The organism is Candidatus Binatota bacterium (assembly GCA_012960245.1).
In the GTDB taxonomy this organism is placed as follows: domain Bacteria; phylum Desulfobacterota; class Binatia; order UBA1149; family UBA1149; genus UBA1149.
This window is the reverse complement of sequence record DUBO01000025.1, coordinates 34514-57655: the sequence shown is the minus strand read 5'-3', so window position 1 is coordinate 57655 and position 23142 is coordinate 34514. Positions and strand designations below refer to the sequence as shown.

The window sequence follows — 23142 nt, the reverse complement described above, 5'->3', positions numbered from 1 at the left end:
GGGGTTAGTGGCGAAAATGACGCACCCCCGTCAGAACCATCGCCATGCCGGCGGCGTCGGCCGCCTTTATGATCTCGTCGTCGCGCATGCTTCCTCCCGGCTGTATGACCGCCGTCGCGCCGGCATCGGCGCAGACCTGCAAGCCATCGGGAAAGGGAAAGAACGCGTCCGAAGCCACCACCGTACCCGCGGTGTCCAGGCCGTGCTCGGCTGCCCGCGCCACGGCTATCCTCGCCGAGTCGACCCGGCTCATCTGGCCGGCTCCCACGCCGGCCACGTGATCGCCGTGGGCCAGCACAATGGTATTCGACTTGGCGTGCTTGCAGACCTTCCAGGCAAAATCCATGGCCTCGAGTTCAGCCGCGCTCGGCTGGCGCGCGCTCACCACCCGGCAGTCGGCGGCCAGCGAGGGCTCGAGGTCTCGTGTCTGCACGAGCAATCCACCCAGCACCCTCTTCATGTCGAGCGCCTGCTCGCCACCGGTCAGGGCCGAATCCACCTCGAGCAGTCGGACATTGGCCAGCTTCTTGGTGGACGAGTACAAGGCCAGGGCCTCATCGCTGAACGAAGGCGCCAACACGATCTCGAGAAACACGTCCTTCATGAGCTCGGCAGTTTCGCCGTCGAGCTCGCGGTTGAGCGCCACGATGCCGCCGAAAATCGAAACCGGGTCGCAGCTACGGGCCAGCCGGAACGCCTCGGCTGCTGATCCTGCCAACGCGGCACCGCAGGGGTTGGTGTGCTTTATCACCATGCAGGCCGGCTGCTCGAACTCGCTCACCAACTGCAGGGCGGCGTCAGCATCAACAATATTGTTGTAAGACAACTCCTTGCCCTGGAGCACGCGGGCGGTCGCTATCGAGGGGCCTTCCACCCCGGGAGCGCGATAGAAAGCCGCGCGCTGGTGTGGGTTCTCGCCGTAGCGCAGACCCTGCACACGGCTCCACTGCTGGTGAATGGTCTCACCAAAGTCGCCGTCCTCGTCGCGCCCGAGGTAATCGGCGATCATGCCATCATAGGCCGCCGTGGCGCGAAAGGCCGTCGTCGCTAACCTGCGCCTGGTGGCGTCGGCCACGCCGCCGGTCTCGCCGATCTCGGCCAGGACGACGTCGTAGTCGTCCGGGTCAACCACTATGGCAACGTCGGCGTGATTCTTGGCTGCCGAGCGAACCATCGACGGGCCGCCTATGTCGATATTCTCTATGGCCTCCTCGAAGCTGCAGTCACGCGCGGTAACCTCGGCGAAGGGATAGAGGTTGACGCACACAAGGTCGATATACTCCAGGTCGTTTTCCTCGACCTGTTGACGATGAGAGGGGTCCTGCCTGCGCGCCAGTATGCCGCCGTGCACGCGGGGGTGCAGTGTCTTGACGCGGCCGTCGAGAATCTCGGGACTGCCGGTGTGTTGGCTGACGTCGACGACCTCGAGCCCGGCGTCGCGCAGCGCCCGGGCCGTGCCGCCCGTGGAGAGGATCTTTATGCCCAGGGCGGCAAGTCCGCGGCAGAACTCCACCACGCCCGTTTTGTCGCTCACGCTTACCAGCGCCGTGCTCACCTTGTTAATATTCGCTTGCACCTGTTGTTCTACCCGCTCGCCTGCTGCCTGCACTTTGCCTGCTCCATCGTCGATGTCAGTCATCCTTATAGCGACGCTCTACCCGGGCTCCCACCCTCGCCACCAGCTCATACGAAATAGTTTCTGCCGCCACGGCCACGTCTTCGGTGGACGGGCTGTCGCCCCACATCACCGCGCTGTCGCCTTCGCGCACCTCGCCGAGATCGGTTACATCGACCACCGTGTGATCCATGCATACACGGCCCACGACCGGCGCCAACCCTCCGCCCAGCAGCACCCGCCCGCGATTGCCCAGGGCCCTGGGATATCCGTCCGCGTAACCACACCTGAGGGTCGCCACGCGGCTTGGCCTCGTGGTATGGAAGCTGTGGCCATAGCCTATGCCCTGCCCGCTTCCAAGTTCGGCGACGCGCAACACGGGAGCCTCGAGCGTCATCACCGGCTTGAGCTCCACCTTGCCCAGCAGCGACGAGTCGGGGTACAGGCCGTAGAGCATGATGCCGGGGCGAACCCGGTCGAGCCAGGCCTCCGGGCGCGTCATGACGCCCGCGCTGTTGGCCAGGTGACGGGTAAGCTCCATGCCCTCGTCGCGCACGAGCCGGTCGGCCAGCAGCAGGGCCTCCAGTTGGCCCTCGGTTACACTGCCGATCACTGACTCGGCCTGGGCAAAATGCGAGCACAGGGCCACCGGGCGCGTGCCCTCGGTATCAGCCAGCAGGCGGGCGAAGCGGCCGGCCTGCTCGGGCTCGACCCCGAGACGGTGCATGCCGGTGTCGACCTTGATGTGCACGGCTACCTCGCGGCCGACAGCAGTGGCCTCGCGCGCCAGTGCCTGTACGGTGGCCTCGCTGTGGGCGGCCACCTGCACACCCAGCGCAACGGCCGCAGCCGCAGAACCAGGCAACACCCCGCCGAAGACGATTATCTGCTCAGCCGCGCAGGCCGATTCTTCGATCAGCTCGCGAGCCTCTTCGAGCGTGGCCACGCCGAAAGTCGTGCATCCCTCGTCTACCAGCGCGCGGGTGACCCTGGCGGCGCCGTGCCCATAGGCGTTGGCCTTGACCATGGCTATGACGGTGGTGTCGGATCCCGACAGCAGGCCGAGCACCTGCCGGTAGTTGTGCCTGAGGGCGGTGAGATTGATGGTGGCGCGCGCTTGCTGCAGCCCGGACCCTGAATCCGAAGTACCCACAGACGGGGCTTTGCCAACCTGCGACGAACGCGCCACGGTCACCAGTACCAAGCAGGGCCTGACTTGTAAAGAAGGCGGGCCGCGGCTATCGGGGTCAGTTGGACCCCGATACGCGATATACCGAAGAGACATGCCCGAAGAGACTATGCCCGAAGAGACGACACAGCTGACCATCAACGGCGAAGCCTCCAGCGTGCCCGACGGCTGCAGCGTGGCTGCCCTGATCAAACGGCTGGGCCTGGCGGGCAAGCGCTGCGCGGTCGAGCTCAACCGCAACATCATCAGCAGCGAAGACTGGGAACGTACCGGGCTGGCGGCGGGCGACCAGGTTGAAATCGTCAACTTTGTGGGTGGAGGCTGAGTACGGTGGCTGACAACGAAGCGGTGGCTGATGGCAAAACAACAACTGGCGACTATTTTGAGCTGGCCGGCCGGCGCTACAAAAGCCGGCTCATCGTGGGCACCGGCAAGTACGTCGACTTTGAGCAGACGAGGATAGCTGTCGAGGCGTCGGGCGCAGAAATCGTCACGGTCGCGCTAAGACGCGTGAACATCACCAACGCTGACGAAGAAAACCTGCTCGACTATCTCGACCCCGAGCACTACACGATACTTCCCAACACGGCCGGCTGCTACACCGCCGACGAGGCCGTTCGCACCTGCAGGCTGGCGCGCGAAGCGGGTGTCGGAAAACTGGTCAAGCTGGAGGTCATCGGCGACGAGCGCACGCTGTTCCCCGACGTAGCGGCGACACTGGAGGCGGCAAAAATTCTCGTCGATGAAGGCTTCGACGTGCTGCCCTACGTAACCGACGACCCCGTGGCCTGCCAACGGCTCGAAGACATCGGCTGCCCGGCCGTCATGCCCCTGGCCGCGCCCATCGGTTCGGGCCTGGGCATACGCAACCCCTGGAACATTTCGATCATCCGCGAACACTCGGGCGTACCGGTGATCGTTGACGCCGGCGTGGGCACCGCTTCGGACGCCGCACGGGTGATGGAACTGGGCTGCGACGCGGTGCTGATGAACACCGCCATAGCCGGCGCCGATAACCCGGTGCTCATGGCCGAGGCCATGAAGCTGGGCGTGGAGGCCGGGCGCAAGGCCTGGATGGCGGGACGCATAGCGATGAAAAAATACGCCACGGCCTCGTCACCCGTAACAGGCCTTGTCGGCTGAAAAGATATTGCCGCGGCAGGAGCCTCGGACGCCGTCCTTTCCACGCCCGCCGCTGTTCGTCATCACCGACGACGCCCTGGCCAACGAGCAGTTGCTTGAGCGGGTCGAGGCGGCCTGCGAGGCCGGCTGCCGCGCGGTCCAGCTGCGCCAACGACAGCTGCCCGGTGGACCGCTGCTCAAGCTGGCACTGGAACTTCGTGCCATCACCCGCCGTGCTGGCGCGCTGTTGCTGGTAAACGAACGACTCGACCTGGCGCTGGCCGCCGGGGCCGACGGCGCACACCTGCCCTCGAGCGGCCTTGATGCCCGCGACGCGAGGCGCCTGCTGGGTGAACACGCAATGCTGGGACTGTCGATTCATTCGGTCGAAGAAGCCCGGCTGGCGGCCAAGCAGGGCGTGGTTGACTACCTGCAGTTCGGCCCGGTGTACGCCACCGGATCGAAGAAAAAATATGGCCCGCCCCAGGGCATAGAAGCCCTGGAGCGGGTGGTGGAATCGGCCGGGGCCGTAAAAGTTATCGCTGTGGGAGGAATCGTGAGCGCTTGTGTCGAAAGCGTCATGGCCACAGGCTGCGCGGGCGTGTCGGTAATCGGGGCGGTAATGTCGGCCCCCGATCCAGGACTGGAAACCACCCGCTTGCTGGACGCCCTCAGCGCCTGTTCAAGCTGACCCTGACTCCGCGACTGGCTATTTTTTCGAGACAGGCAGATACGCTTTTGCGCGCGCTGCCGTCAAGGTCGTTGTAAAGGTTGACGCGAACGCTGCCCACCCCGTGGGCGGCCGCCAGCCTGAGGTTCTGCAGCAGGTAGGCACCGGCGGGCCCGGCTATGACAGCCCTGCCCCGGCCCTCTCCCTGGTATTCGAGCCATGCTTCGAGTCGCGCATCTGTTTTTTCTTTCACCCTCATCGTCCTTCCTCTCCCTCTGTTTCCGTTGTCGTGATAGATGCAGTTACTGATCGCCACGGTAAGGCGGTGCCGGCCGGTCCAATCACCGGCACCGCTACCGGTACGCCTGCCGCCGTCGGGCGTCAGTGGACAGTGTGATAGGGGCCGTCGAGCACCCCGAGTACGGTCAGCGAATCCTGGTCAAGGCTCAGGTGATACAGCACGTACCAGCCATTGACCGGGAGGTAATAGCAGCCCCGGTTGTCATCGAGCCTTACGACTCCGTCGGGCCTGGGGTCATCGGCCAACGAAAGTATCGCCGTGCTCAGGGTGTCGGCTATGGAGGCCGGCACCATCTCCATCTCGCGGTAAGCGCTGTAGGTCATCGCCATGGCGATGCCGGTGGTCTGCCCGCTCTCGCTACCCTGTTCTCTATGCGTTTCTTCATTAGCCATGATCAATTCTCCGCCTGGACAGCCGGGACCTGTTTGCCGCGGCTGTCCCGTGGGACTTATCCCGTCCCCGCTCGTGCCCACTCTCAACAGCAACGGCCGTGCCATGGCGTGCCCCTTGCGTTGACAGCGCCGGGGCACCCCGGGGGGCGCTGTTTCGACGCAGCGCGACGCACCTGGCTGAACAGCATCGCCGGTTTTTGTACGCCGTAGGCTGGCGCCTGCCCCCGGGCTGAGATACTCACGGGCGATGGTTGGCGAAGAGGCACGGGCCCCGTTTCAGGACGAAATGGGATTTACGCTTGACGATAACTGGTCAACATCGGTCAGCGCCGAGGACCTCGGACTGGATCCCGACCTGCTCGAGAGGCTCGCCGACGCGGGGCCGCTGTGTTTCCTGGATTTCGAGGCTACCGGACTCGACACCGACGACGATGACCTCATAGAGGCCGGCGCCCTGCTCGTTGATCCCGGCGGAAGAGGCCTCGCCGTCTTTTCCACCTTCATCAAGAGCTCCAAGCCGCTCAGCGCCTTCATCCGCCGCCTGACCGGCATAAGCGACGCCGATCTTGCTGCAGCCCCCGCGCCGGCAGACGTGTTCGCCGCGCTCGACGAGTTCATTGGCGACGCGGCCGTGGTGGCGCACAACACCTCGTTCGAGGGCAGCTGGCTTAGAAAACAGGTAAACCCGCGCTTCGGTGACCACGAGTTTCTCGAAACCTTGGACTTGTTTGCGCTGGCGTACCCCGACCTGCCCAATATGAAACTCGACACGCTGTGCCGCATGAAACTCGGGCGCAGCGAACGCCATCGCGCCCTGGACGACACTCTGGACACAGCTCGCCTGGTACTGAGGATTTTCGAAGAATCGGCCGCGGGCGATCCCGCCGGGGCCAACGCCAGGAAAGCGCTCGAAGATTACGGGCCCACCTGCAACTGGTTGCCCAGGCTCAAGCGCTTGCCAGTGTCCGACCTGAAACGTGAGCCCCCACTCGAGCTGCGCAGTGGTGACTCGCCCCGGCTCAAAGCCGTTCCCTTTGACGTGGAGGCCATCGCCGATCGTCTTCTCGACCAGGACGCCGGAGCCTCGGTCATCGCCGGCTACGCGCCGCGCCAGGAACAGGTAGACCTCATGCGCCATGTCTATGCCTGTTTCAAGGGCGAAGAGGGACGAAGCGTGCGCCTGTGCGAAGCCGGTACCGGTATCGGTAAGACGCTGGCCTACCTGGCGGTCGCGATACCGTTTGCACGCAGCACCGGCGAGCAGGTGCTGGTGACCACCTCCAGCAAGCTGCTGCAACGGCAACTGCTCGAAAAGGACATCCCCGCAGCAGCAGCCCTCATGGGTTACCCCGACCTGCGCTTCACTTCCATAAAGGGCAGGGCCAACTACCTGTGCCGCGCCCGGCTGGACGACTTCCTCGACCGCCAGCTCGAACAACCCGGCCTCGAAGCATCGATGGCCGTGCCCCTGGTGGCCGCCTTCGCGCGCAGTGCCGGCCACGGCGAAGTCGACCGTATCCCCCAGGCCCTGTACCAGATGAACCCCGGCCTCGACCGCCACCGTCGCGAAATAACAAGCTCAGACGCGAGCGAGTGCAGCCGCCAGGCTTGCGAAAGCTGCCATGGCGACTGCGTGCTTCGCGAGGCCCGCGCCAGGCTCGAAGGCGCCGAGATCGCCGTCACCAACCACGACCTGTTGCTGCGCTGGCCCCCCGACTACCCCACGCTCACGCACCTGGTGGTAGACGAAATCCACGATCTCGCCGAGCGCGCCGACGCCGCCTACGCGCAGTCGGCCGAGGCCGTTGAAATCAGCCACCGACTCGAAACGGTCGCGGGAAGCGGCGGACGCAAACCCCTGGGTGATGCCCGCGCGGGCGACGCTGCCCGGAGGGCGTTGGACCTCGTGGAGTTGATATCAGACCAGTCACGCTTGCTGTCCGGGGCCTCGGACGGCCGCCGCGGCTGGGTAGACGAGCTGGCAATACCGGCTGACGGGGTAAGCTCGAGCGAGTGGCAGCCGCTGGTTGACGGCGTGCTCGAACTGGCCGAGCTGCTCGACAGCATAGGCAGCATGCTCGACGACATGGGCAAGCCCGACGACAGTCCCGAGGCTGGCGCAGCGTCGGCGCTGCTCGACGCCGCCGGAGTGCTCAACACCATACTGCCGCGTCCCCCTTCGCACCTCGTGGTACGCTTCAGAGGGCTGACCCGTAAATCACGCAGATCATGGCGCGTGGTCGCCACCCCGGTGTCGCCCGCCGCCGACTTCCAGTGCGAGGTACTCGACCGTATCGAAACCCTTTTCGGGACCTCGGCCACGGTGTGCGTTGGTGAAGACCTGCGCGGATCGGTTGGAGCGCTCGAGCTGTCAGAGAGAGCGGGCAGCCGCTACCGCCTGGAAAAACCAGTCGGCAGCCCCTTCGACTACGAAAAAAATCTCGAGGTCGTTTTCCTCTCAGACCGTACCGATCCCTCCAGCCTCGTACCGCGTACCGCCGACGCCATCGCCACGGTGGCCGGCCACCTGGGTGGACGCACACTGGCGCTGTTCACCAGCCGCGAAAGACTCGAGTACGTAGCCGAGGCGCTCGACGCCCGCCTCGCGTCGCAGGGCATAACCGTTATCGCGCCCGCCACCGGCAGCGCCGACCCGCATGACCTCGTGCGCACTTTCATGTCTACCGATAACGCGGTACTGCTCGGCGCCCGTGCCTTCTGGCAGGGTGTAGATATACCGGGTGACGCCTGCCAGGCCGTCATAATAGAAAAACTACCTTTCGACGTACCCAGCGACCCGCTCATAAAAAGACGCGGCCAACTGGTACAGGAAGCCGGCGGCCACCCCTTCGGCGATTACTCGATACCGCGCATGCTGCTGAGGCTCAAGCAGATGGTGGGCCGTTTAATCCGAACGCCCGATGACAAGGGCATAGTGGTAGTGGTAGACCCGAGGTCGGACCGCCGCTATTTCAACCGCCTGCGAGCCGCGCTGCCCCCGGGTACGCGCGATCACCTGCTGCCCCTGTCCGAACTCGACGCCTTCGTAGAACAGTTCAGTCGCAAGCTGAAAGACTGACTTTCGGGCTCTTCACCGGTGTCCGCTCGGGCACTGTTTAGTACCTCCCGTTAATAGACTGAATAAAGGGAGTTAATAATACTCCCTTAAACGACACTATCAGTTTATTTTTTATTGTCGGCTTTATTGCAGCACAATAAGTACAGTGATAATTGTCGCCATTATGGCAACAAGCAAAAAGAAGACTGCAAAACGGAAAACACGAAAAAAAGCCACGCGTCGTCGCGCGGCTGCAAAACCACGTAAGGGTTTTATGGCGACCGTAGCCAGTGCCATCGAAGAGGCTTCGCGCAACGCGCTTAAAGAAGCCCTCGGTGTTGTCGCCCACGGAACACCCGTGGGTAACCTGCTCGACCAGGTCGCCGATTCACCCTACCTCGACCGCTTCCGTGACCTCACCATCGGTGAGCTGCTCGAAGCAATGAGCGGTGCCTCCAAACCCCGTCGCGGCCGCCCGCCGGGAAGCGGCAAGAAGGCCGCGGCCGGCAGCGCCCCTGCGAAGAATGCAGGAACGAAAAGCCGCAAGAGCTTCAGCACCCGCACCGACGCGGGGCGCAAGAAGATCGACGCAGCTGTTTCAGACTTCCTTTCTTCGGCCGGCGAGGCCGGCGCCGAGCAGATCCGCTCAGCCCTGGGTGGAACGTCGGCCCAGCTCAGACAGTCGCTCGACCGTTTGCGCAAGGCTAAGAAAGTGAGCCGCAAGGGACAGAAGCGCGGCACACGCTACACCTGGAAGGGCTGATCAGTTGTTGTCGACCTGCTGCATCCGTCCCACGTGGGTCGGGCGCAGCAGGTCGTTCACGGTCTTTACCGGGTTGAAGGTCTCCAGGGGGACCTCGACAAAAACCGTATTCCAACCGGCCATCGCACCGTTCCACAAGCCGGGACGCTCGAGCGCCCTCAGGCTGCGACCGGCCACCGACTTGGCAACGAGAAACGCCGTGGCCGGATCGACGAAACCCGCAAGCTCGTAATCCCTGCCGCTCTCATCCCTGGTCGAACAAACAAGATCCACGGGGTTGAAGTGCGTAGAGGCGGCCATTACACGCGCCTGTTCTGGATCAGACAGGTCCACCTGCGCCGGCTCTACCACCTGCACCGACTGTGACGACCCGGAACCGGATTCGTCGGTGGCGGTCTCTACCCAGAACGGCCCTCCCCCGGGCTCGCCAGTCACCGGCACCATGCCGCACACCCGTATCGGTCGATCCAGCCTCTGCAGCAGGCCACGGCGTCGCTGTTCGGCCGATCCACGCGGCGGCTCACCGCCCAGGCGGTCGCTGATCAGAAGGTCGGCTCGGTCCAGCGCGGATTCACCGCAATCCTCGGCGCGCAGTTCGGCCAGCGAAGCGTATACGTCACGCCTCAGCTCCAACAGAACGGCGCCAAGCACCTTCTTCCAGTACACGGTCGGTGCGGCCAGCGACTCGGGCACCACGTTGTCAATGTTCTTGATGAAGACCAGGTCGGCATCGATGTCGGCGAGGTTGGCAATCAACGCGCCGTGCCCTCCGGCACGAAACAGCGGCACCCCTTCCACGCAGAACAAGCCACCGTCGTCGTCAACCGACAAGGAGTCGGTAGAAGCCTTCTGCTCGGAGAACGAAAGCTCGAAGCGCAGGCCGAAGCGCTGCTCGTACAGCGGAGCGACACGAGCGACCAGTTCTTCGAAGGCCCCCAGGTGCTCGCCCGACACGGTGAGGTGCAAACGACAACAGCCATCACTGGATGCCGCGTAGCCCGCGGCCTCGAACAGCTGCTCTTCGAGCGGCGTGCGCGAACCGTCAGCGTAGAGATGAAACGCCAGCAAACCCTTGGGGAGCCGGGCGTAGTCAAGTCCTTCGGCAGACAGCAGGCCCCTGCCGTAGCCCAGGTAGGCATGACCGGTATCGGAAGGTTCAGCGGACGCTCCTACCCGCAGTGCCAGCTCTTCGTAAAAAGCGAATTCGCTCACGCGCTCGGCAAACTCGGCCACCAGTGCCGCGTCGGCAGAACCCTCTTGGCCCGCGTGCTTGAGCTCATCGAGCCCAGGGGGGTCGCCCTCGCCCAGCACGCCCGACAGGGCACTGAACATGCGACTGGCTGCACCCGAAGCGGGTACGAACTTAACCAGTCGACAACTGCGCCCGAGCTCCGGCCAGGCCTCCACCAGGCGGTCAGCCTCGCTTGTTGTCAGCACGGTCAAGCCATCCCCTGCCGTGCAGGGCCGGGCCAGCCTCACCGGCGCCACGCCCGACTCCAGCAATGCCAGCTGACGCTCGGCCTCGCCGGCAGGCAGGCCGTGATCAAGGCAGGCCTGTATATCTTCGGGGTCCAGTACCGTCACGGGATCGGCCCGCCGAGCGGGCAGAGTACACTATAGCGCAAGAACCCTGCCGAGTTATCCACGGGGGACAAGCAACGCATACGTGGCGTCATTTTATTGACGCTTAGCTGCCGATCCTGCACCTGTACGGACGCGGCGGGGACAGTTTCTGCGCAGTTCACCGCGCCTCGCTGGAAGTACCGACCGGGCACGCAAATTGCTGACTGAGGACCGGGGAACCCGGTTTTGAGACAACGACGAAACGGCGAGAGAGGCACCATGGTAACCGAAGCGGCGCTCGCGAGCGTGGCGTTTGCCATGTTCCTGTTCTCTATTTTCGACTTCTGCCACATCTACTATGTCCGCTCCATGCTGCAACACGCCGTCAGCGAGGCCGCTCGCTACGCGACCATTGGCGGAACGATGGAAGATCCCCTCAACCCGGGCCAGCAACTCTCCCGCCAGGATTCAGTACTCGCGGTTATCGACAACTACTCGCTGGTCGATATCGACCAGGGCGACATATCGCTCACCGCCATCAACGGCAGTGGCCAGCAGGTAGCCGGCCCCGGCGGCCCCGGCGACGTCATGACTGTGCGCGTGACCCACAGCGTTGACATCATCACTCCCCTGCTGGGGACACTTTTCCCGCCTGACGGCTACGAGTTCAGCACCTCGGCCAGCTTTCGCAACGAAGAATTTCCGGGAGCCGGGTCGTGACACTTGTCGACAGAAAACCGCGCGGGCAAAGCGGCATGGCCTACGTGGAGCTCATGCTGATAACCCCCTTGCTCGCGATCATCCTGCTGGGCTCGATCGACCTGGGCAGGCTCATTTTCTTCAGCCAGGTGATGGCCAATCTCACCCGCGAAGCAGGTTCACTTGTGTCGCGCGGATCTACACCCGAGCAGGCCGTGGCCGCCACCGAGCTGAGCGACGACCCGCTCGACATTTCGGTTGACGGCATAGTCATCATCTCGCGCGTGCGACGACAGGGCGCCTTTGACGGCACGCCAGTCATCTTTGAACAGGTCGCCAACGGACCACTCTCCTCGTTCGCGAGCAAGGTCGGCGTGCTGGGGGCGACGGCCAACATACCGGGAATAACCGAACTCGACGACGGGGTCATACTCACCGCGGTGGAAATCGCTCACGACTACGACCCGGTATTCAATCTTTCAGCCTGGGGCATGTCGCCCTGGCCCGACGATCTTTACGACGTGGCGTGGTTCTGATGACGACGCGCTACCAGGAAACTCGGCGTAACGGCGAAAGCGGCGTGGTGCTGGTGCTCTTCGTGCTCTCGCTCGTGGCCACGCTCGCGGCCGTCGGCCTGGCCGTCGACCTCGGCACGGCCTACATAACCCGCTCGCGCATGGCCAAGGCCATCGACGCCGGCGCGCTCGCGGCATCGCGCTACACCCACAAGGGCGTGGCCGCGATGGAAGAGATCGCGCTCGACATCGCGCGCGCAAACTTCACCGCCGGCGGTAACCTCGACTACGAGGTCGACATAGATTTTCCGAGCACCGACGCGGTACGCGTAGAACTATCGAGTAACCACGAACTGCCAGGAGTGTTCTCGCGGCTGATCGGCCAGGACGACATTGATCTTTACGCGGTCGGCGAGGCAACGCGCTTTCCGCTCGACCTCGTGCTCGTGCTCGACGTCTCGTACTCGCTCGAAACCAGCAATTCGTTCGACGACCTGCAGGACGCGGCACAGGCCTTCGTCGAATACTTTGACGACGACATCGACCAGTTCGCGCTGGTGACCTACTCCACCTGGGGCATGACCAACATGCCCATCACCAAGAACTTCAAGTCGACAGCCCAGTCCATAATTGGATCCCTGGACCCGATCTCGGACACCAACATAGACGAGGGGCTCAGGCTGGCACGCGTCGAACTCGACAACGCCCCCGTGCGCGAAGACGCCGTAAAAATAGTGGTGCTGTTTACCGACGGGCGGCCGACCGCGTTTCGTGACACCTTTACCATCAACCACTACTACGCACCCGAACCCTACGACGGGGTGGTGGCTGCCTACGGAAGCAGCTCCTGGTACCGGGGACTCTTCGATCCCGACAACGGCAAAAAGGTCGTAGGATTTTACAGCAGCGGCAACCCGGTCTTGTACCCTAACCTGTCGTACTACTGGTCGCCGTGGCCCTTCTCATTGCCAGGTGGCTTGTCAGTAAACGGCGACAACATCCGTGCGCTGGGCATCTCCCAGGCCGAGGACCAAGCTGACCTCCTGCGCGCGTCGGGCTACACGGTCTACACCATCGCCCTGGGCAACCCCACGTCGCCCTACGAATACGCCCAACCCGACCTCGAGTTTCTGCGTCGGCTGGCAAATGAGAACGGCATGGTCAACCCCAACCAGCCCGAGGGAACGATGGTGTTCTCGCCGGACAACAGCGAGTTGGAAGAAATGTTTTCGCTTATAGCCGACCGTATCCTGCGACGAATAACCGGCTGACCGGTCTCAGCCCGAGGCGGCCAGGGTCTTCTCGAGCTCGCCGCTCTCGTACAGCGACACCACTATGTCGCAGCCCCCTACCAGCTCGCCGTCTACATAGAGCTGAGGGATGGTAGGCCAGTCGGAATACTGCTTTATGGCCTGCCTGAGCTCGGGGTCGTCGAGTACATTGTAGCTGGTGAACTCGGCACCGGACAGGCGCAGGGCCTCGCAGACAGTTTTAGAAAACCCGCACTGGGGAAGATCGGGCGTGCCCTTCATATAAACGACAACGCGTTCGGCTTTTACCTGTTCTTCGATGGTCTTGAATATATCGGTGGCCATGTCTTCAGCCCTCCTCGAGGCTTACGATCTGTGAGCGGTACTGTTCGGGCGTCAGCGTCTCCATGGTCAGGGCGTGTATACGCTCCCGCATGTTGTCGCCCAGGGCCTCGTAGACCACGCGGTGTCGCGCAACCATGCCCAAGCCTTCGAAGACCTCGGCCACGACGATCACCCTGAAGTGATCGCCACTGTTGCCCTTGGTGTCTTCTGCCTGCACCTGGGCACCGGCGATAGCCTCGCCCAGGATTTTTTCTATTTCACTGGCTTCCATATCTGTTCGTCCTGCTGCGCTCGCTACGCATCGTAGACCTTCAAGCTCTACCAATCTCCCCCGTTAAGCAAGCGCCGCTTGAACGATCAGCATGCAAGCTAACTCCAGGCCCGCGTTGGCCCCTGCGCACGAAAAAGGCCCGAATCAGCTACAATCCGTGGTGCCCATCCGAGCTAACCGGGCACCCAACACCCGACGTGACAGCAATCGAAAAACCAGCTGGGCTGTTCTCGATGGCCGCCCTCGCGGTACTGGCCTTCGCATTGCTGCGAGTGCTATCCGTGGCGCCCTTCGATGGACCGCTGATCAGCGACAACCAGCACTACTTCTTCATAGCCGAACGGGCCGCCTCGGGCGTGGCCCCGCACGTGTCGCAGTTCGATCCGAAGACCTCCTTCACCATGCTGGCCACGGCGGCCGCCATACGCAGCGGTCGAACACTGGGCGTCAACGACCTTCACTCGGCCCGCGCGCTGAGCGTGGCCGCGACCGCCGGGGTGGTGACACTGGTCTTCCTGTGCGCGCGCAGCCTGGGCGGCAACGCAGCCGGACTGGTGGCCGCCCTGTCGATGCTGGGCTTCAGCGGCTTCATAGGCATGGGCGCCATGGGCGTGCGCCCTAAAGTTTTCATGGCGCTGTTCACGCTCGGGGCCGTGCTTGCTTCATCGCGGCGGCGTCCGCTGGCCTGCGGCGCGGCCTCGGCACTGGCCTTCCTGTGCTGGCAATCAACGGCGCTGGTTGCCGTGTTTGCGCTGGTCGACCTGCTCATGGCACCTGGGCGCCTGCGCAGCTTTGCGCTGTACTGCGCCGGCTTCGCGCTGGCGCTTCTGCCCTACGAGCTCTACTTCCTGGCCCACGACGCGCTGGCCCAGCAGTGGGAGCAGACAATCATCTACCCCTCGGTGTACATGGTCCACGGCCCGGGATTCAAATTATTCGGCCGCCACGTGGCCTGGTTCCTGCGCGTGCAGGAGGGATTCAACAGCGCGAGCGTTTTGCCAGCCCTGTCGGTGGCCGCGGCGGCCGGGGCCTGGCTTTGGTGCCTGGCCAGGCCATCTCGCGTGGGCGGCTGGCTGTCGGCCCGGCCGGGATGGATAGCGCTGGTGGCAGGCGGCCACGCCGCGTTGCTCTTTACGCTGTACGACTACCAGGGCTTCCCCGACCGCTTCCTGGTCGAGCCCTTCATGGCCGTGGGCATAGGCCTGTTGCTGGGCCTGCCCGTCTCAGCGCTGGCACGAAACAGTCGTTACCCCGCCGCGGCCCTGCTGCTGGCGGTGGCTGTGGCCGTCCTGCTGCCCCTGGCGCAGCCCGGTAAAAACGTACCCCGGGGGCACAAGCTCGCCTCGCAGTACCGGCTGTCCGAACGCGTGCACGCCATGCAGGAGTCGGGACAGTCAATCTACGCGGTGGGCTGCACCCACCTGCTGGCTTTCTCGCACATGGACAACCACGTGCCGCTGGGCCTGGGCATACGCGGCATGACCGCGTGGATGCACGACCGCGGCGATCTGCCGTGGAAGCCGCTGCGCGACGGTCGGCTTCCCAACGTAGTGCTGCACTCCCGCGGCCCCATGCCCGGCGGCAACCGCTGGCTGAAAAATTACTACCGCCGAGTAGCCGACACCCAGTTCGCATCGCACAAGGTCAAGGTCTACATGCTGATCGATCAGTCTATGTAGCCCAGCTGCCGCAGCTGTTCTTCCATCGCCGGCGAAACATCAGACGGCGAAAGCAGCAGCGGTTCGAGCGCCCGCTGCTCGGCCTCGTCGAGCAGCCCGCGCAGGCGGCCAGACAAAACGCCCCCGCTGTCTGCAGGCAGGGGCCGCTGCTCGCCCGGATCCGTGCGCAGGTCAAAGTACTCGGGCCGGCGACCACGGCGGCGGGTAATCAACTTGGACTGACCCTGCACGACCGCACTCAGCAGATAGGGCGGCACGTTGAGCTCCGCCAGGACGGCGCGGTCTGCCTCGACACCGCCACGGGCGAGCCCCGCCAACGACGACCCCACCACGCTCGCCATCGGCGGAAGCCCGGCCAGGTCGAGCAGGGTCGGCGCGAGGTCAACAAGGCCCACGGCCTCGCTGACGCGACGTGGATTGAGCCCCGCCGGCCAGCGCAGCAGCAGCGGAATCTTCAACACCTCTTCGTAAAGCGTACGCCGGTGCCCCTTGCCACCGTGCTCGAGAAACTCGTCGCCGTGATCCGAGGTCACGACCACGATGCTGTTATCGAGATCCCCCTGCTCAGCGAGCAAGGCCCGAACGATGCTGCCCAGCGTGTCGTCGGTCGAGGCTATCTCGCCGTCGTACAGCGCCAGCACGTGGCGACGGTCGGCCTCGTCCATTCCCGGTTTAAAATCACGGTTTCCCTTGAACTTGACGCCGGTCATCGAGCCCGTGTAATCGGGATCAAACATCGTGTCGTAAGGTGCCGGCGGTATGTAATCGTAGTGAACGTCCCACAGGTGGACAAAAACAAACCACGGCCCGCGACCCAGTGACGCCGCCCTCGCCTCGAGCTCGCGCTTAACGATGGGGCCGGTCACGTCGCGGTGCGACGCCGAGTGCAGGCGCTTGGGGTCAGCGTCTGCCGAGCCCAGGCCATAGGAGCTGCAGTCTACGTACTCGTCAAACCCGCGGCCAAAGCCGTACACCGGATGAAGGAAGGGCCCGGAGTAGAAGCCCATGGTGCGATAGCCCGCAACACTAAAAGCCTCGGCCAGGGTCTCGGCGGCGGCCGGTATTGCTCGCCCTCCACGACTCACGCCGTGGGCGCTGTCGGGCAAGCCCGTCATGAGCGCGGCGTGAGCAGGAAGCGTCCACGAACTGCTGCTGTGGGCGTTGTCGAAGACGACCGCGCTCTTGGCCAGGCGGTCCATTACCGGGCTTGTGGCGCGCTCGTAGCCCATGAAGCCCAGGTGGTCGGCGCGAAGGCTGTCAATACTCACCAGCAGCACGTTGGGTTTATCGTCGTAGGCCCGACGTGGAGTTGGCCCCGGATCGCCCACGCAGCCGGCCGCGCAGGCCACGCCCAGGGCCAACAACAGGACGACGACGCGCGGGCTCAGCCTGCGCTTAAACAACGCTGCGGTCACGACTCTCACGGAGGCGACTGTAGCTAAGGACGGGCCATACATCTAACCTGTACCTTCTATGCAGGTCACGATGATGATGTCGGGCAGGATCGCCGCAGCGCTCGTCGCCGCGACCTTGATTGCCGGCGCCTGCTCCCAGCCCGAACCCGCCACTGACCGGGCCAACGCCAACGTGTTGCTGGTTACCATCGACACGCTGAGGGCCGATCGCCTGGGGAGCTGGGGCTACGGCCCCGGCAATAATGGCCACGGCTCGCCGGCCCTCGACCGGCTGGCGACCGGCGGCGTACGTTTTGAGTCGGCACACGCTACCGTGCCCACCACCGACCCCTCGCACGCCTCCATTCTTACCGGGCTGTACCCGCGCAGCCACGGCCTGCTGGTAAACGCGTCCCGCGCGGTCGACGACCTGCCCACGCTCGCCGACTGGATGCGCGCGCAAGGCAAAACCACCGCCGCGATAACGGCACGCCTGGGGCTGGATCCGCCACGCCGCAACCTGTCGGGCTTTGACAGCAGCGACTCGCCACAGCGCGAGCAACACTGGCGCAACTCCGGGGAAATAGTCGAGCTCACGCGCAAGTGGCTTGCCAACAACGGTGACGGGCCCTGGTTCCTGTGGGTACACCTTTGGGAACCCCACAAACCCTACGAGCCCCCGTCGACTCTGCGTCGCGGCACGATGGCCCGCCACGATCAGCTACCGCGACGCTTCAGCGACCCGCCGCGTTTTCTTCGTTCGGCTGTGCTCCCCGGCAGACAGGTCGAGACTGCACGTGGGCTATACGACGGCGAGGTCAGCCACGTGGACAGCGCGCTCGGCGCGATCGTGAAACTCGCCCGGCAATCGTCACCACGCGGCGAGGCTCCGCTGATCGTCGTCGCCTCTGACCACGGCGAATCTCTGGCCGAACGGCAACAGGAAACCGGTATCGGGTTTGGCCACGGCACGCTGCTGTACGAAGAAACCCTGCACGTGCCGCTCATAATGCAGTGGCAGGGAAAGCTCGCACCGCGGGTAATAACCACGCCCATGTCGCTGGTGGACCTCGCGCCCACCGTCGCCGGCCTGCTCAACCCCACCCGCCCTTTTACGGCCCAGGGCCGCGACCTGTCGGCCTGGCTGTCCGTAGAAGCCCAGCCGCCCGTGGCGCCGTTCTATGCCCAGCGACGTCCCTTTCGTTCGCCGCCCCTGAAGCGCCTGGCCGGCAGCGAAGAAGCCTGGTTCGAAACACCGTGGAAACTCATCCTCGCCGAGCAGCGGCCGCCCGAACTGTACCGACTCGACCTTGACCCGGGCGAACGCAGCAACCGGGCCGACCAACAACCCGTTCGCCTGGCCCGGATGAGCGCGGCGCTGGAGGCGTGGAAGCAAGCCAACCCACCGGCCCGCAGCCGGAAGGATGGCGGCGAGGCGGACATCAGCCCATCTGAACGCGCCGCCCTCAAGGCCCTGGGTTACCTCGACTGACCCCCACAGACAGGGATTATTTTATGTAGCCGAGCGAGCGCAGTTGCTCCAGCCGTTGCTCCGAATCATCGTCCTGCAGACTCTCCTCGGACAGGGGCGTGGTCCAGCTCGGACGCCAATCGTCACTGGTCCAGCGACGGCGAGAGGTCAGCGGAAATTTCTCGGCAAAGGACGCCGACAGCAGTGCCGGCATCGGTCTGCCCGTCATGTTGAGCCCGTAGGGAAGCCCCCGCAGCGCGAGCAGCGAAGGGGCGAGATCCACCAGGCGGCCAAGCTCGACGATCTCCTCGCGATTCTCCGGCAGGCCACCGTCGCCCAGCGGCAGCGAGGGACCGGCGGCGATGAGCAAGGCATCGGGCGCGTCCGAGTGGCCACCCGAGTTGAGGGCCGGAATGCGGTCGGCAGAAGCAAAACGCGCGCGCGGTCGAATGGCGTGCATGCCATGATCGCTCACCACGACCACGTTGGCGTTGCCGGGCCCGGCCGCGATCAACTCGCCCAGGGTCGTGTCCAGCCAGCGGTAGTAGTCGTGCAGAACATCGCCCAGTGCGTCTATCATATCGGCGGTGGGCGGGTGCTTGTACTGCTGCGGATAGGCGTAGCGCCAGAAGCGGTGCCCCAGCACGTCGGATCCACCGAAGTACACCGACAGCAGATCAAACCCTTCGTCAGCAGCGAGCAGGTCGAGCGCCACGCGACGATAAGTTTCGTCGGCTCGCAAGGCCCAGCGACAGTGGCGCATGAGTACCGCCTCTACCTCGGGTAGATCACCGGGCAGGCGTCCCAACACCCGCTCCATGTGCTCGTCGAGTTCGCTCTCAACCCGCGCGGGTACGGCCAACACGCGGGCCTCCATGGCCGGCGGCCATACCTGCCGCTGCAGGCCGGTAAACAACGCCCCCTTGCTTATACCCATGCCGTCGCGGCGCATGGAGTTGGTGATCGTGTTGGCCTGGGAAACCATGACGCCGTTCACTTCTTCGGCGGGCCAGGTGAGCCACCAACCCACCGTGGCCACTCGCTGGCCGGCCATGCCCAGGAGGTTCCAGAAAGCCGGGCGACGACGATCGAAGCTGCGAAACAACTTGGTCTTTTTTTTGTGCCTGTACACGAAGCCGGAAATCCCGTGCTCAGCCGCGAGGTGACCGGTGGCCGCCGTTGTCCACAGCACCGGCGACAAGGTGGGACGATCGACGCCAAGACTACCGTACACGCCGCGGCGCATGAGGCCGGCGATTACGGGAAGGTCACCGCGCTTGACCAGTTCGAGCACCACGTTCCACTCGAGACCGTCGACGCCGAGCACCAGCAGCGGTGCTTCGGGATACGGACCGGTGGGGAATGGCTCGGTAGATGACGGCTCGCTGCAGGCTGACAGCGAAAGCAACAAGGCCACCGACAAGGCGGCAGCTATTCTTTGCAACCCCCGCTTCACTCCACGTAGCCCAGCGACCGCAGCGCCTTTATGACTTCGCGGTCAGAAACGCGGACCGTCTTCACGGCCGGGTACTCCGACTCCCATCCCGACAAGAGGCGGGCCAGTCCCAACGACAGCCCGGGCCTGGATGCCGACAGGTCGTCGAGTTCGCCGGGGTCATCGGCCAGGTGGTAGAGCTCCGCGGTACTCGACTGCTCCCCCGATACAGTGACCAGGTACTTGTGGCCCTGGGCGACGACGGCAGTAAGCGTCCCCCGTACTTCGCGTCCCCTTACCCTCCGCGACCGGTAGTTGCGTCGCTGCAGGAACACGGCGTGGTCCTCGGGCAGCGGCCCGGTAAGCTCGCGGCCGAGAAAAGACGGCGCACGGTCAAGCCCCGCGAGGCCGGTCAGGGTGGGCGCCACGTCGAGCAGGGTAACCGGCTGGCTGCGAACCTGCCCCGGCACTGTATCGCCAGTGACGGTGTCGCCAGTCACGGTGTCGCCGATGTCGATTCCCGGGCTGCCCCATAGCACCAGGGGTACCCTGACGGCCTCTTCATACACGTTGATGCCGTGAAAGCTCCAGCCATGATCGCCCAGCCCCTCGCCGTGGTCGGAGGTAACCAGCACCACCGAACCCCTGTCCGAAGTTTCTCCGCCCGGGGAGAGCGCCGCCGAGTGTCGGCGAAAAGCGTTAACGACGGTTTCGAGACCACGGTCGGCCCTCAAAATTTCGCTGTCGTAAGCGCGTATCGACACCCCAACCGAATCTGGCCATTCGAGATCCAACAGGCGATCGCTGCCGTAGGGATAGTGGGGGTCAACGAAGTGCAGCCAGGCAAACAGTGGCCGCGGGTCATCGCGCTGCCGCAACCAGTTCTCAAAATGCCGGGCCGTGGCGTCGGCGCGACGGTCGAGCCGGTGCGTGTACTTCCTGCCATGGCCCTGCGCCTTGCGTTTATCGCGCGAGGATCCCTCGGCGTTGAAATCATCGTCGAAGTAGTCAAAGCCCTGGCCGAAACCGAACTGAGAGCTCACGGGCAGCGAGCTCACGAAAGCGGCCGTGGCGTATCCACCCTTTGACATCAGTTCGGCCAACATGAGCTCGCCGCCTGGCACCGGCTGGCCGTTCTTCATCACGCCCATCGAGCGCGGCCACCTCGACGCAAACAGTGCCGCGTGCGAAGGGGCCGTCGTAGCCGAGGGCGCCCACGCCTGCTCGTAGAGCACCCCCTCGTGGGCCAGGTCGGAAAGAAAAGGCGTAGTCTCAATGGCGTAGCCATAAGCCGAGCAGTGGTCGGCCCTGAGCGTATCGATCGTGACCAGGAGGATGTCGGGGCCGGTAGCCAACGCAACAGGGTGCAGGTCGTGACAGAATGCGGCCAGCCCTGCCCCGAGCAGCAGCATCAGGGCCAGCGCCCTGATCATCCTTGAGGCCCCCGTACCCACCGCAGCACCATGCTTGCCACCGGGCGACAATGCTTACAAGGATGGACCTGCAACAAATAGCCTGCGCCCGCCGTCGCGTGGGCTATAATGTATAGATGATCGTTGCCGAAACCTGGTCGATGTACGACAGCTTCAACCGCAGCTGGCGGTCACTGTTGTGGCCGGAAAGTTCGTTTATTGAAGACCTGGTGGCTGCCTGCGAGTTAAAATCCGGCACCCGCATGCTCGATGTCGGTTGCGGCACGGGTTCGCTGCTCGAGCGCGCGGCCTACGACGAACCAGGGGCGCTGCTCTACGGTGTGGAACCCACCCCCGACGCTCTCAACGTAGCCCGTCGGCGCCTGGGAGGCAGCGGAGAGCGCGTGCGCCTGCTCGAAGGCTGCGGCCAATCGCTACCCTTTGAAAACAACTCTTTCGATGTCATCGCACTCACCATGGTGCTCGACGAACTGGGACTGGCCACCCGCCACCAGGTGCTGGCCGAGACCAGGAGAGTGCTCGCCACCGGGGGCCACGTGCTGGTCGCCGACTGGTCGGCCGCCTGGCCCGCATGGCTGGCACTGGCCGCAGCACCCGCGCGCGTGCTGGCCCAGGCCGCCGGCATAGGCCCGGACCCCCCGGATGACCGCGGCCCCGGCTACGAACTTGAGTCGGCCGGCTTCAGCCAGCCCCGCCTGGTACAGCGATTCGTGGCCCTTTCGGGCGACGTAGAGCTTTGGAAAGCCGGCAAGGGCTGATCCATCCGGCTACGCGACAAAAGTGGAAACCGTTTATTTTCCGGTCTAGTGTGGCGTGATATACGCTGTCCAACCGCCCACCCGTAAGAGCAGTCGAGGGTCTGGGCAGGCAGCGCCACGGGAGTATTCATAACCAGGATGAACAAGGTTCTTAACGACTGGGTCAACGAAATATCAGAGCTCACCTGCCCCGACCGCGTGGTCTGGTGCGACGGCTCACAAGAGGAGTACCAGGGCCTGATCGACCAGCTGGTGGCCAGCGGTGATTTTACCGTCCTCAACGAGGAGACCTACCCGGGCTGTTACCTGTACCGCAGCGACCCCCAGGACGTCGCCCGGGTGGAGCACCTCACCTTCATCTGCAGCGAAGACGAGAAAAACGCCGGCCCGACCAACAACTGGATGTCGCCGGCAGACGCCGAGAAAAAGGTCCGCCCGCTATACGAAGGCGCGATGAAGGGCCGCACCATGTACGTGGTGCCCTACATCATGGGACCTGCCGGTTCGCCCATATCCCAGGTAGGCGTCGAAATAACCGACTCGCCCTACGTCGTCATCAACATGCGCACGATGACGCGCATGGGACAGATCGCGATCGACCAGCTCGGTGACGACGGCCAGTTCGTCAAGGGCCTGCACTCGCTGGGCGACCTTTCACCCGATCGCCGTTTCATCATGCACTTTCCCGAGCGTCGCGAGATCTGGAGCGTGGGGTCGGGATACGGCGGCAACGCACTGCTGGGCAAGAAATGCTTCGCCTTGCGAATCGCGTCGACCATGGCGCGCGACGAGGGCTGGCTGGCCGAGCACATGCTCATCCTCGGGCTCGAAAGCCCCGAGGGCGACATCACATACATGGCGGCGGCTTTCCCCAGCGCCTGTGGCAAGACCAACCTCGCCATGCTGGTGCCGCCCGAGTGCCAGGACGGCTGGAAAATCTGGACCGTGGGCGACGATATCGCCTGGATGAAATTCGGTGAAGACGGCCGCCTCTACGCCATAAACCCGGAGTACGGATTCTTCGGTGTCGCGCCGGGCACGAGCAGCAAGACCAACCCCAACGCGATGATCAGCGCCTCGGCCAACACCATATTCACAAACGTGGCGCTGACCGATGACGGCCAGCCCTGGTGGGAAGGCATGGACGGTGACCCGCCGGCCCACGCCACCGACTGGCGCGGCAACGACTGGACACCGGCCAGTGAAGAGAAAGCGGCCC

The 23142-nt window shown here is 64.3% G+C and carries 21 protein-coding genes and 1 pseudogene (1 of these 22 running past the window's edge); 12 read left to right on the top strand and 10 right to left on the bottom strand.

Annotated features, from left to right (window positions below; all coding sequences use genetic code 11):
- Nucleotides 1-4: 4 nt before the first annotated feature.
- Nucleotides 5-1639: a bifunctional phosphoribosylaminoimidazolecarboxamide formyltransferase/IMP cyclohydrolase gene (gene purH / locus EYQ35_04245; GenBank protein ID HIF63353.1), complete on the bottom strand. Its 1635-nt coding sequence runs from the start codon at nucleotides 1637-1639 to the stop codon at nucleotides 5-7.
- On the bottom strand, nucleotides 1632-3050 hold the full coding sequence (gene alr / locus EYQ35_04240) for an alanine racemase (protein HIF63352.1): 1419 nt from the start codon (nucleotides 3048-3050) through the stop codon (nucleotides 1632-1634). The genes purH and alr overlap by 8 nt, the downstream gene beginning before the upstream one ends.
- On the opposite strand from alr, the gene thiS reads away from it, so the two are divergent.
- Genes thiS through thiE form a run of 3 tightly spaced genes read left to right on the top strand, consistent with a single transcriptional unit; the run spans nucleotide 2914 to nucleotide 4617 of the window.
- Nucleotides 2914-3129: a sulfur carrier protein ThiS gene (gene thiS, locus EYQ35_04235; protein HIF63351.1), complete on the top strand. Its 216-nt coding sequence runs from the start codon at nucleotides 2914-2916 to the stop codon at nucleotides 3127-3129. The two genes, alr and thiS, sit on opposite strands and share 137 nt — an antisense overlap.
- Before the next feature lie 23 nt (nucleotides 3130-3152).
- On the top strand, nucleotides 3153-3947 hold the full coding sequence (locus EYQ35_04230) for a thiazole synthase (GenBank protein HIF63350.1): 795 nt from the start codon (nucleotides 3153-3155) through the stop codon (nucleotides 3945-3947).
- Complete coding sequence (gene thiE / locus EYQ35_04225) at nucleotides 3937-4617, top strand: thiamine phosphate synthase (GenBank protein HIF63349.1); 681 nt, start codon at nucleotides 3937-3939, stop codon at nucleotides 4615-4617. The genes EYQ35_04230 and thiE overlap by 11 nt, the downstream gene beginning before the upstream one ends.
- On the opposite strand, the gene EYQ35_04220 is transcribed toward thiE, so the two are convergent.
- Both EYQ35_04220 and EYQ35_04215 read right to left on the bottom strand, forming a co-directional pair.
- Nucleotides 4598-4855, bottom strand: coding sequence for a hypothetical protein (locus EYQ35_04220; protein HIF63348.1), 258 nt, complete (start codon nucleotides 4853-4855; stop codon nucleotides 4598-4600). The two genes, thiE and EYQ35_04220, sit on opposite strands and share 20 nt — an antisense overlap.
- 122 nt (nucleotides 4856-4977) lie before the next feature.
- Nucleotides 4978-5289, bottom strand: a complete 312-nt coding sequence (locus tag EYQ35_04215; protein ID HIF63347.1) for a type II toxin-antitoxin system RelE/ParE family toxin — start codon at nucleotides 5287-5289, stop codon at nucleotides 4978-4980.
- Nucleotides 5290-5536: 247 nt separating this feature from the next.
- Here EYQ35_04215 and EYQ35_04210 point away from each other — a divergent pair, with 247 nt between their 5' ends.
- Together EYQ35_04210 and EYQ35_04205 are read left to right on the top strand one after the other, a co-directional pair.
- The gene (locus EYQ35_04210) at nucleotides 5537-8368 is read left to right on the top strand and encodes a hypothetical protein (protein ID HIF63346.1); all 2832 of its coding nucleotides are present in this window, start codon (nucleotides 5537-5539) and stop codon (nucleotides 8366-8368) included.
- Between the two features lie 253 nt (nucleotides 8369-8621).
- Nucleotides 8622-9110: a hypothetical protein gene (locus EYQ35_04205; protein ID HIF63345.1), complete on the top strand. Its 489-nt coding sequence runs from the start codon at nucleotides 8622-8624 to the stop codon at nucleotides 9108-9110.
- Here EYQ35_04205 and EYQ35_04200 read toward each other — a convergent pair whose 3' ends face one another.
- Complete coding sequence (locus EYQ35_04200) at nucleotides 9111-10718, bottom strand: DUF4301 family protein (GenBank protein ID HIF63344.1); 1608 nt, start codon at nucleotides 10716-10718, stop codon at nucleotides 9111-9113.
- 234 nt (nucleotides 10719-10952) lie between these two features.
- On the opposite strand from EYQ35_04200, the gene EYQ35_04195 reads away from it, so the two are divergent.
- From EYQ35_04195 to EYQ35_04185, 3 genes are read left to right on the top strand one after another with little or no spacing between them, the layout of a single operon-like run.
- Nucleotides 10953-11393, top strand: coding sequence for a pilus assembly protein (locus tag EYQ35_04195; GenBank protein HIF63343.1), 441 nt, complete (start codon nucleotides 10953-10955; stop codon nucleotides 11391-11393).
- Nucleotides 11390-11908 (top strand): hypothetical protein, encoded by a 519-nt coding sequence (locus EYQ35_04190; GenBank protein ID HIF63342.1) that lies wholly within the window; start codon nucleotides 11390-11392, stop codon nucleotides 11906-11908. Before EYQ35_04195 ends, EYQ35_04190 begins: the two co-directional genes overlap by 4 nt.
- Complete coding sequence (locus EYQ35_04185; GenBank protein HIF63341.1) at nucleotides 11908-13158, top strand: VWA domain-containing protein; 1251 nt, start codon at nucleotides 11908-11910, stop codon at nucleotides 13156-13158. Before EYQ35_04190 ends, EYQ35_04185 begins: the two co-directional genes overlap by 1 nt.
- Nucleotides 13159-13164: 6 nt before the next feature.
- On the opposite strand, the gene grxD is transcribed toward EYQ35_04185, so the two are convergent.
- Both grxD and EYQ35_04175 read right to left on the bottom strand, forming a co-directional pair.
- Nucleotides 13165-13482: a Grx4 family monothiol glutaredoxin gene (grxD, locus tag EYQ35_04180; protein HIF63340.1), complete on the bottom strand. Its 318-nt coding sequence runs from the start codon at nucleotides 13480-13482 to the stop codon at nucleotides 13165-13167.
- A 4-nt stretch (nucleotides 13483-13486) separates the two neighbouring features.
- Nucleotides 13487-13753 carry a BolA family transcriptional regulator gene (locus EYQ35_04175; protein ID HIF63339.1) on the bottom strand — a complete coding sequence of 89 codons (267 nt, stop codon included), beginning with the start codon at nucleotides 13751-13753 and terminating at the stop codon, nucleotides 13487-13489.
- Nucleotides 13754-13950: 197 nt separating this feature from the next.
- Here EYQ35_04175 and EYQ35_04170 point away from each other — a divergent pair, with 197 nt between their 5' ends.
- On the top strand, nucleotides 13951-15432 hold the full coding sequence (locus EYQ35_04170) for a hypothetical protein (protein HIF63338.1): 1482 nt from the start codon (nucleotides 13951-13953) through the stop codon (nucleotides 15430-15432).
- Here EYQ35_04170 and EYQ35_04165 read toward each other — a convergent pair.
- Nucleotides 15420-16889, bottom strand: a complete 1470-nt coding sequence (locus tag EYQ35_04165) for a hypothetical protein (protein HIF63337.1) — start codon at nucleotides 16887-16889, stop codon at nucleotides 15420-15422. The two genes, EYQ35_04170 and EYQ35_04165, sit on opposite strands and share 13 nt — an antisense overlap.
- Before the next feature lie 16 nt (nucleotides 16890-16905).
- Here EYQ35_04165 and EYQ35_04160 point away from each other — a divergent pair, with 16 nt between their 5' ends.
- On the top strand, nucleotides 16906-18318 hold the full coding sequence (locus tag EYQ35_04160) for a hypothetical protein (protein ID HIF63336.1): 1413 nt from the start codon (nucleotides 16906-16908) through the stop codon (nucleotides 18316-18318).
- Between the two features lie 16 nt (nucleotides 18319-18334).
- Here EYQ35_04160 and EYQ35_04155 read toward each other — a convergent pair whose 3' ends face one another.
- A complete protein-coding gene (locus EYQ35_04155) occupies nucleotides 18335-19753 on the bottom strand; it encodes a hypothetical protein (GenBank protein ID HIF63335.1) in 1419 nt (472 codons plus the stop codon).
- Nucleotides 19750-21186: a hypothetical protein gene (locus tag EYQ35_04150; protein ID HIF63334.1), complete on the bottom strand. Its 1437-nt coding sequence runs from the start codon at nucleotides 21184-21186 to the stop codon at nucleotides 19750-19752. Before EYQ35_04150 ends, EYQ35_04155 begins: the two co-directional genes overlap by 4 nt.
- Before the next feature lie 95 nt (nucleotides 21187-21281).
- Here EYQ35_04150 and EYQ35_04145 point away from each other — a divergent pair, with 95 nt between their 5' ends.
- Together EYQ35_04145 and EYQ35_04140 are read left to right on the top strand one after the other, a co-directional pair.
- A complete protein-coding gene (locus tag EYQ35_04145; GenBank protein HIF63333.1) occupies nucleotides 21282-21923 on the top strand; it encodes a class I SAM-dependent methyltransferase in 642 nt (213 codons plus the stop codon).
- A 138-nt stretch (nucleotides 21924-22061) separates the two neighbouring features.
- Nucleotides 22062-23142: pseudogene (locus EYQ35_04140) on the top strand (phosphoenolpyruvate carboxykinase (GTP)); it runs 698 nt beyond the window's last position.

Bases quoted from the DNA above. Each gene is read 5' to 3' on its own strand.
- purH (HIF63353.1), bottom strand. From the start codon at position 1,639: ATGACTGACATCGACGATGGAGCAGGCAAAGTGCAGGCAGCAGGCGAG.
- thiS (HIF63351.1), top strand. From the start codon at position 2,914: ATGCCCGAAGAGACGACACAGCTGACCATCAACGGCGAAGCCTCCAGC.
- alr (HIF63352.1), bottom strand. From the start codon at position 3,050: ATGATGTTGCGGTTGAGCTCGACCGCGCAGCGCTTGCCCGCCAGGCCC.
- EYQ35_04220 (HIF63348.1), bottom strand. From the start codon at position 4,855: ATGAGGGTGAAAGAAAAAACAGATGCGCGACTCGAAGCATGGCTCGAA.
- EYQ35_04215 (HIF63347.1), bottom strand. From the start codon at position 5,289: ATGGCTAATGAAGAAACGCATAGAGAACAGGGTAGCGAGAGCGGGCAG.
- EYQ35_04210 (HIF63346.1), top strand. From the start codon at position 5,537: ATGGTTGGCGAAGAGGCACGGGCCCCGTTTCAGGACGAAATGGGATTT.
- EYQ35_04205 (HIF63345.1), top strand. From the start codon at position 8,622: ATGGCGACCGTAGCCAGTGCCATCGAAGAGGCTTCGCGCAACGCGCTT.
- EYQ35_04195 (HIF63343.1), top strand. From the start codon at position 10,953: ATGGTAACCGAAGCGGCGCTCGCGAGCGTGGCGTTTGCCATGTTCCTG.
- EYQ35_04185 (HIF63341.1), top strand. From the start codon at position 11,908: ATGACGACGCGCTACCAGGAAACTCGGCGTAACGGCGAAAGCGGCGTG.
- grxD (HIF63340.1), bottom strand. From the start codon at position 13,482: ATGGCCACCGATATATTCAAGACCATCGAAGAACAGGTAAAAGCCGAA.
- EYQ35_04175 (HIF63339.1), bottom strand. From the start codon at position 13,753: ATGGAAGCCAGTGAAATAGAAAAAATCCTGGGCGAGGCTATCGCCGGT.
- EYQ35_04165 (HIF63337.1), bottom strand. From the start codon at position 16,889: ATGTATGGCCCGTCCTTAGCTACAGTCGCCTCCGTGAGAGTCGTGACC.
- EYQ35_04160 (HIF63336.1), top strand. From the start codon at position 16,906: ATGCAGGTCACGATGATGATGTCGGGCAGGATCGCCGCAGCGCTCGTC.
- EYQ35_04145 (HIF63333.1), top strand. From the start codon at position 21,282: ATGATCGTTGCCGAAACCTGGTCGATGTACGACAGCTTCAACCGCAGC.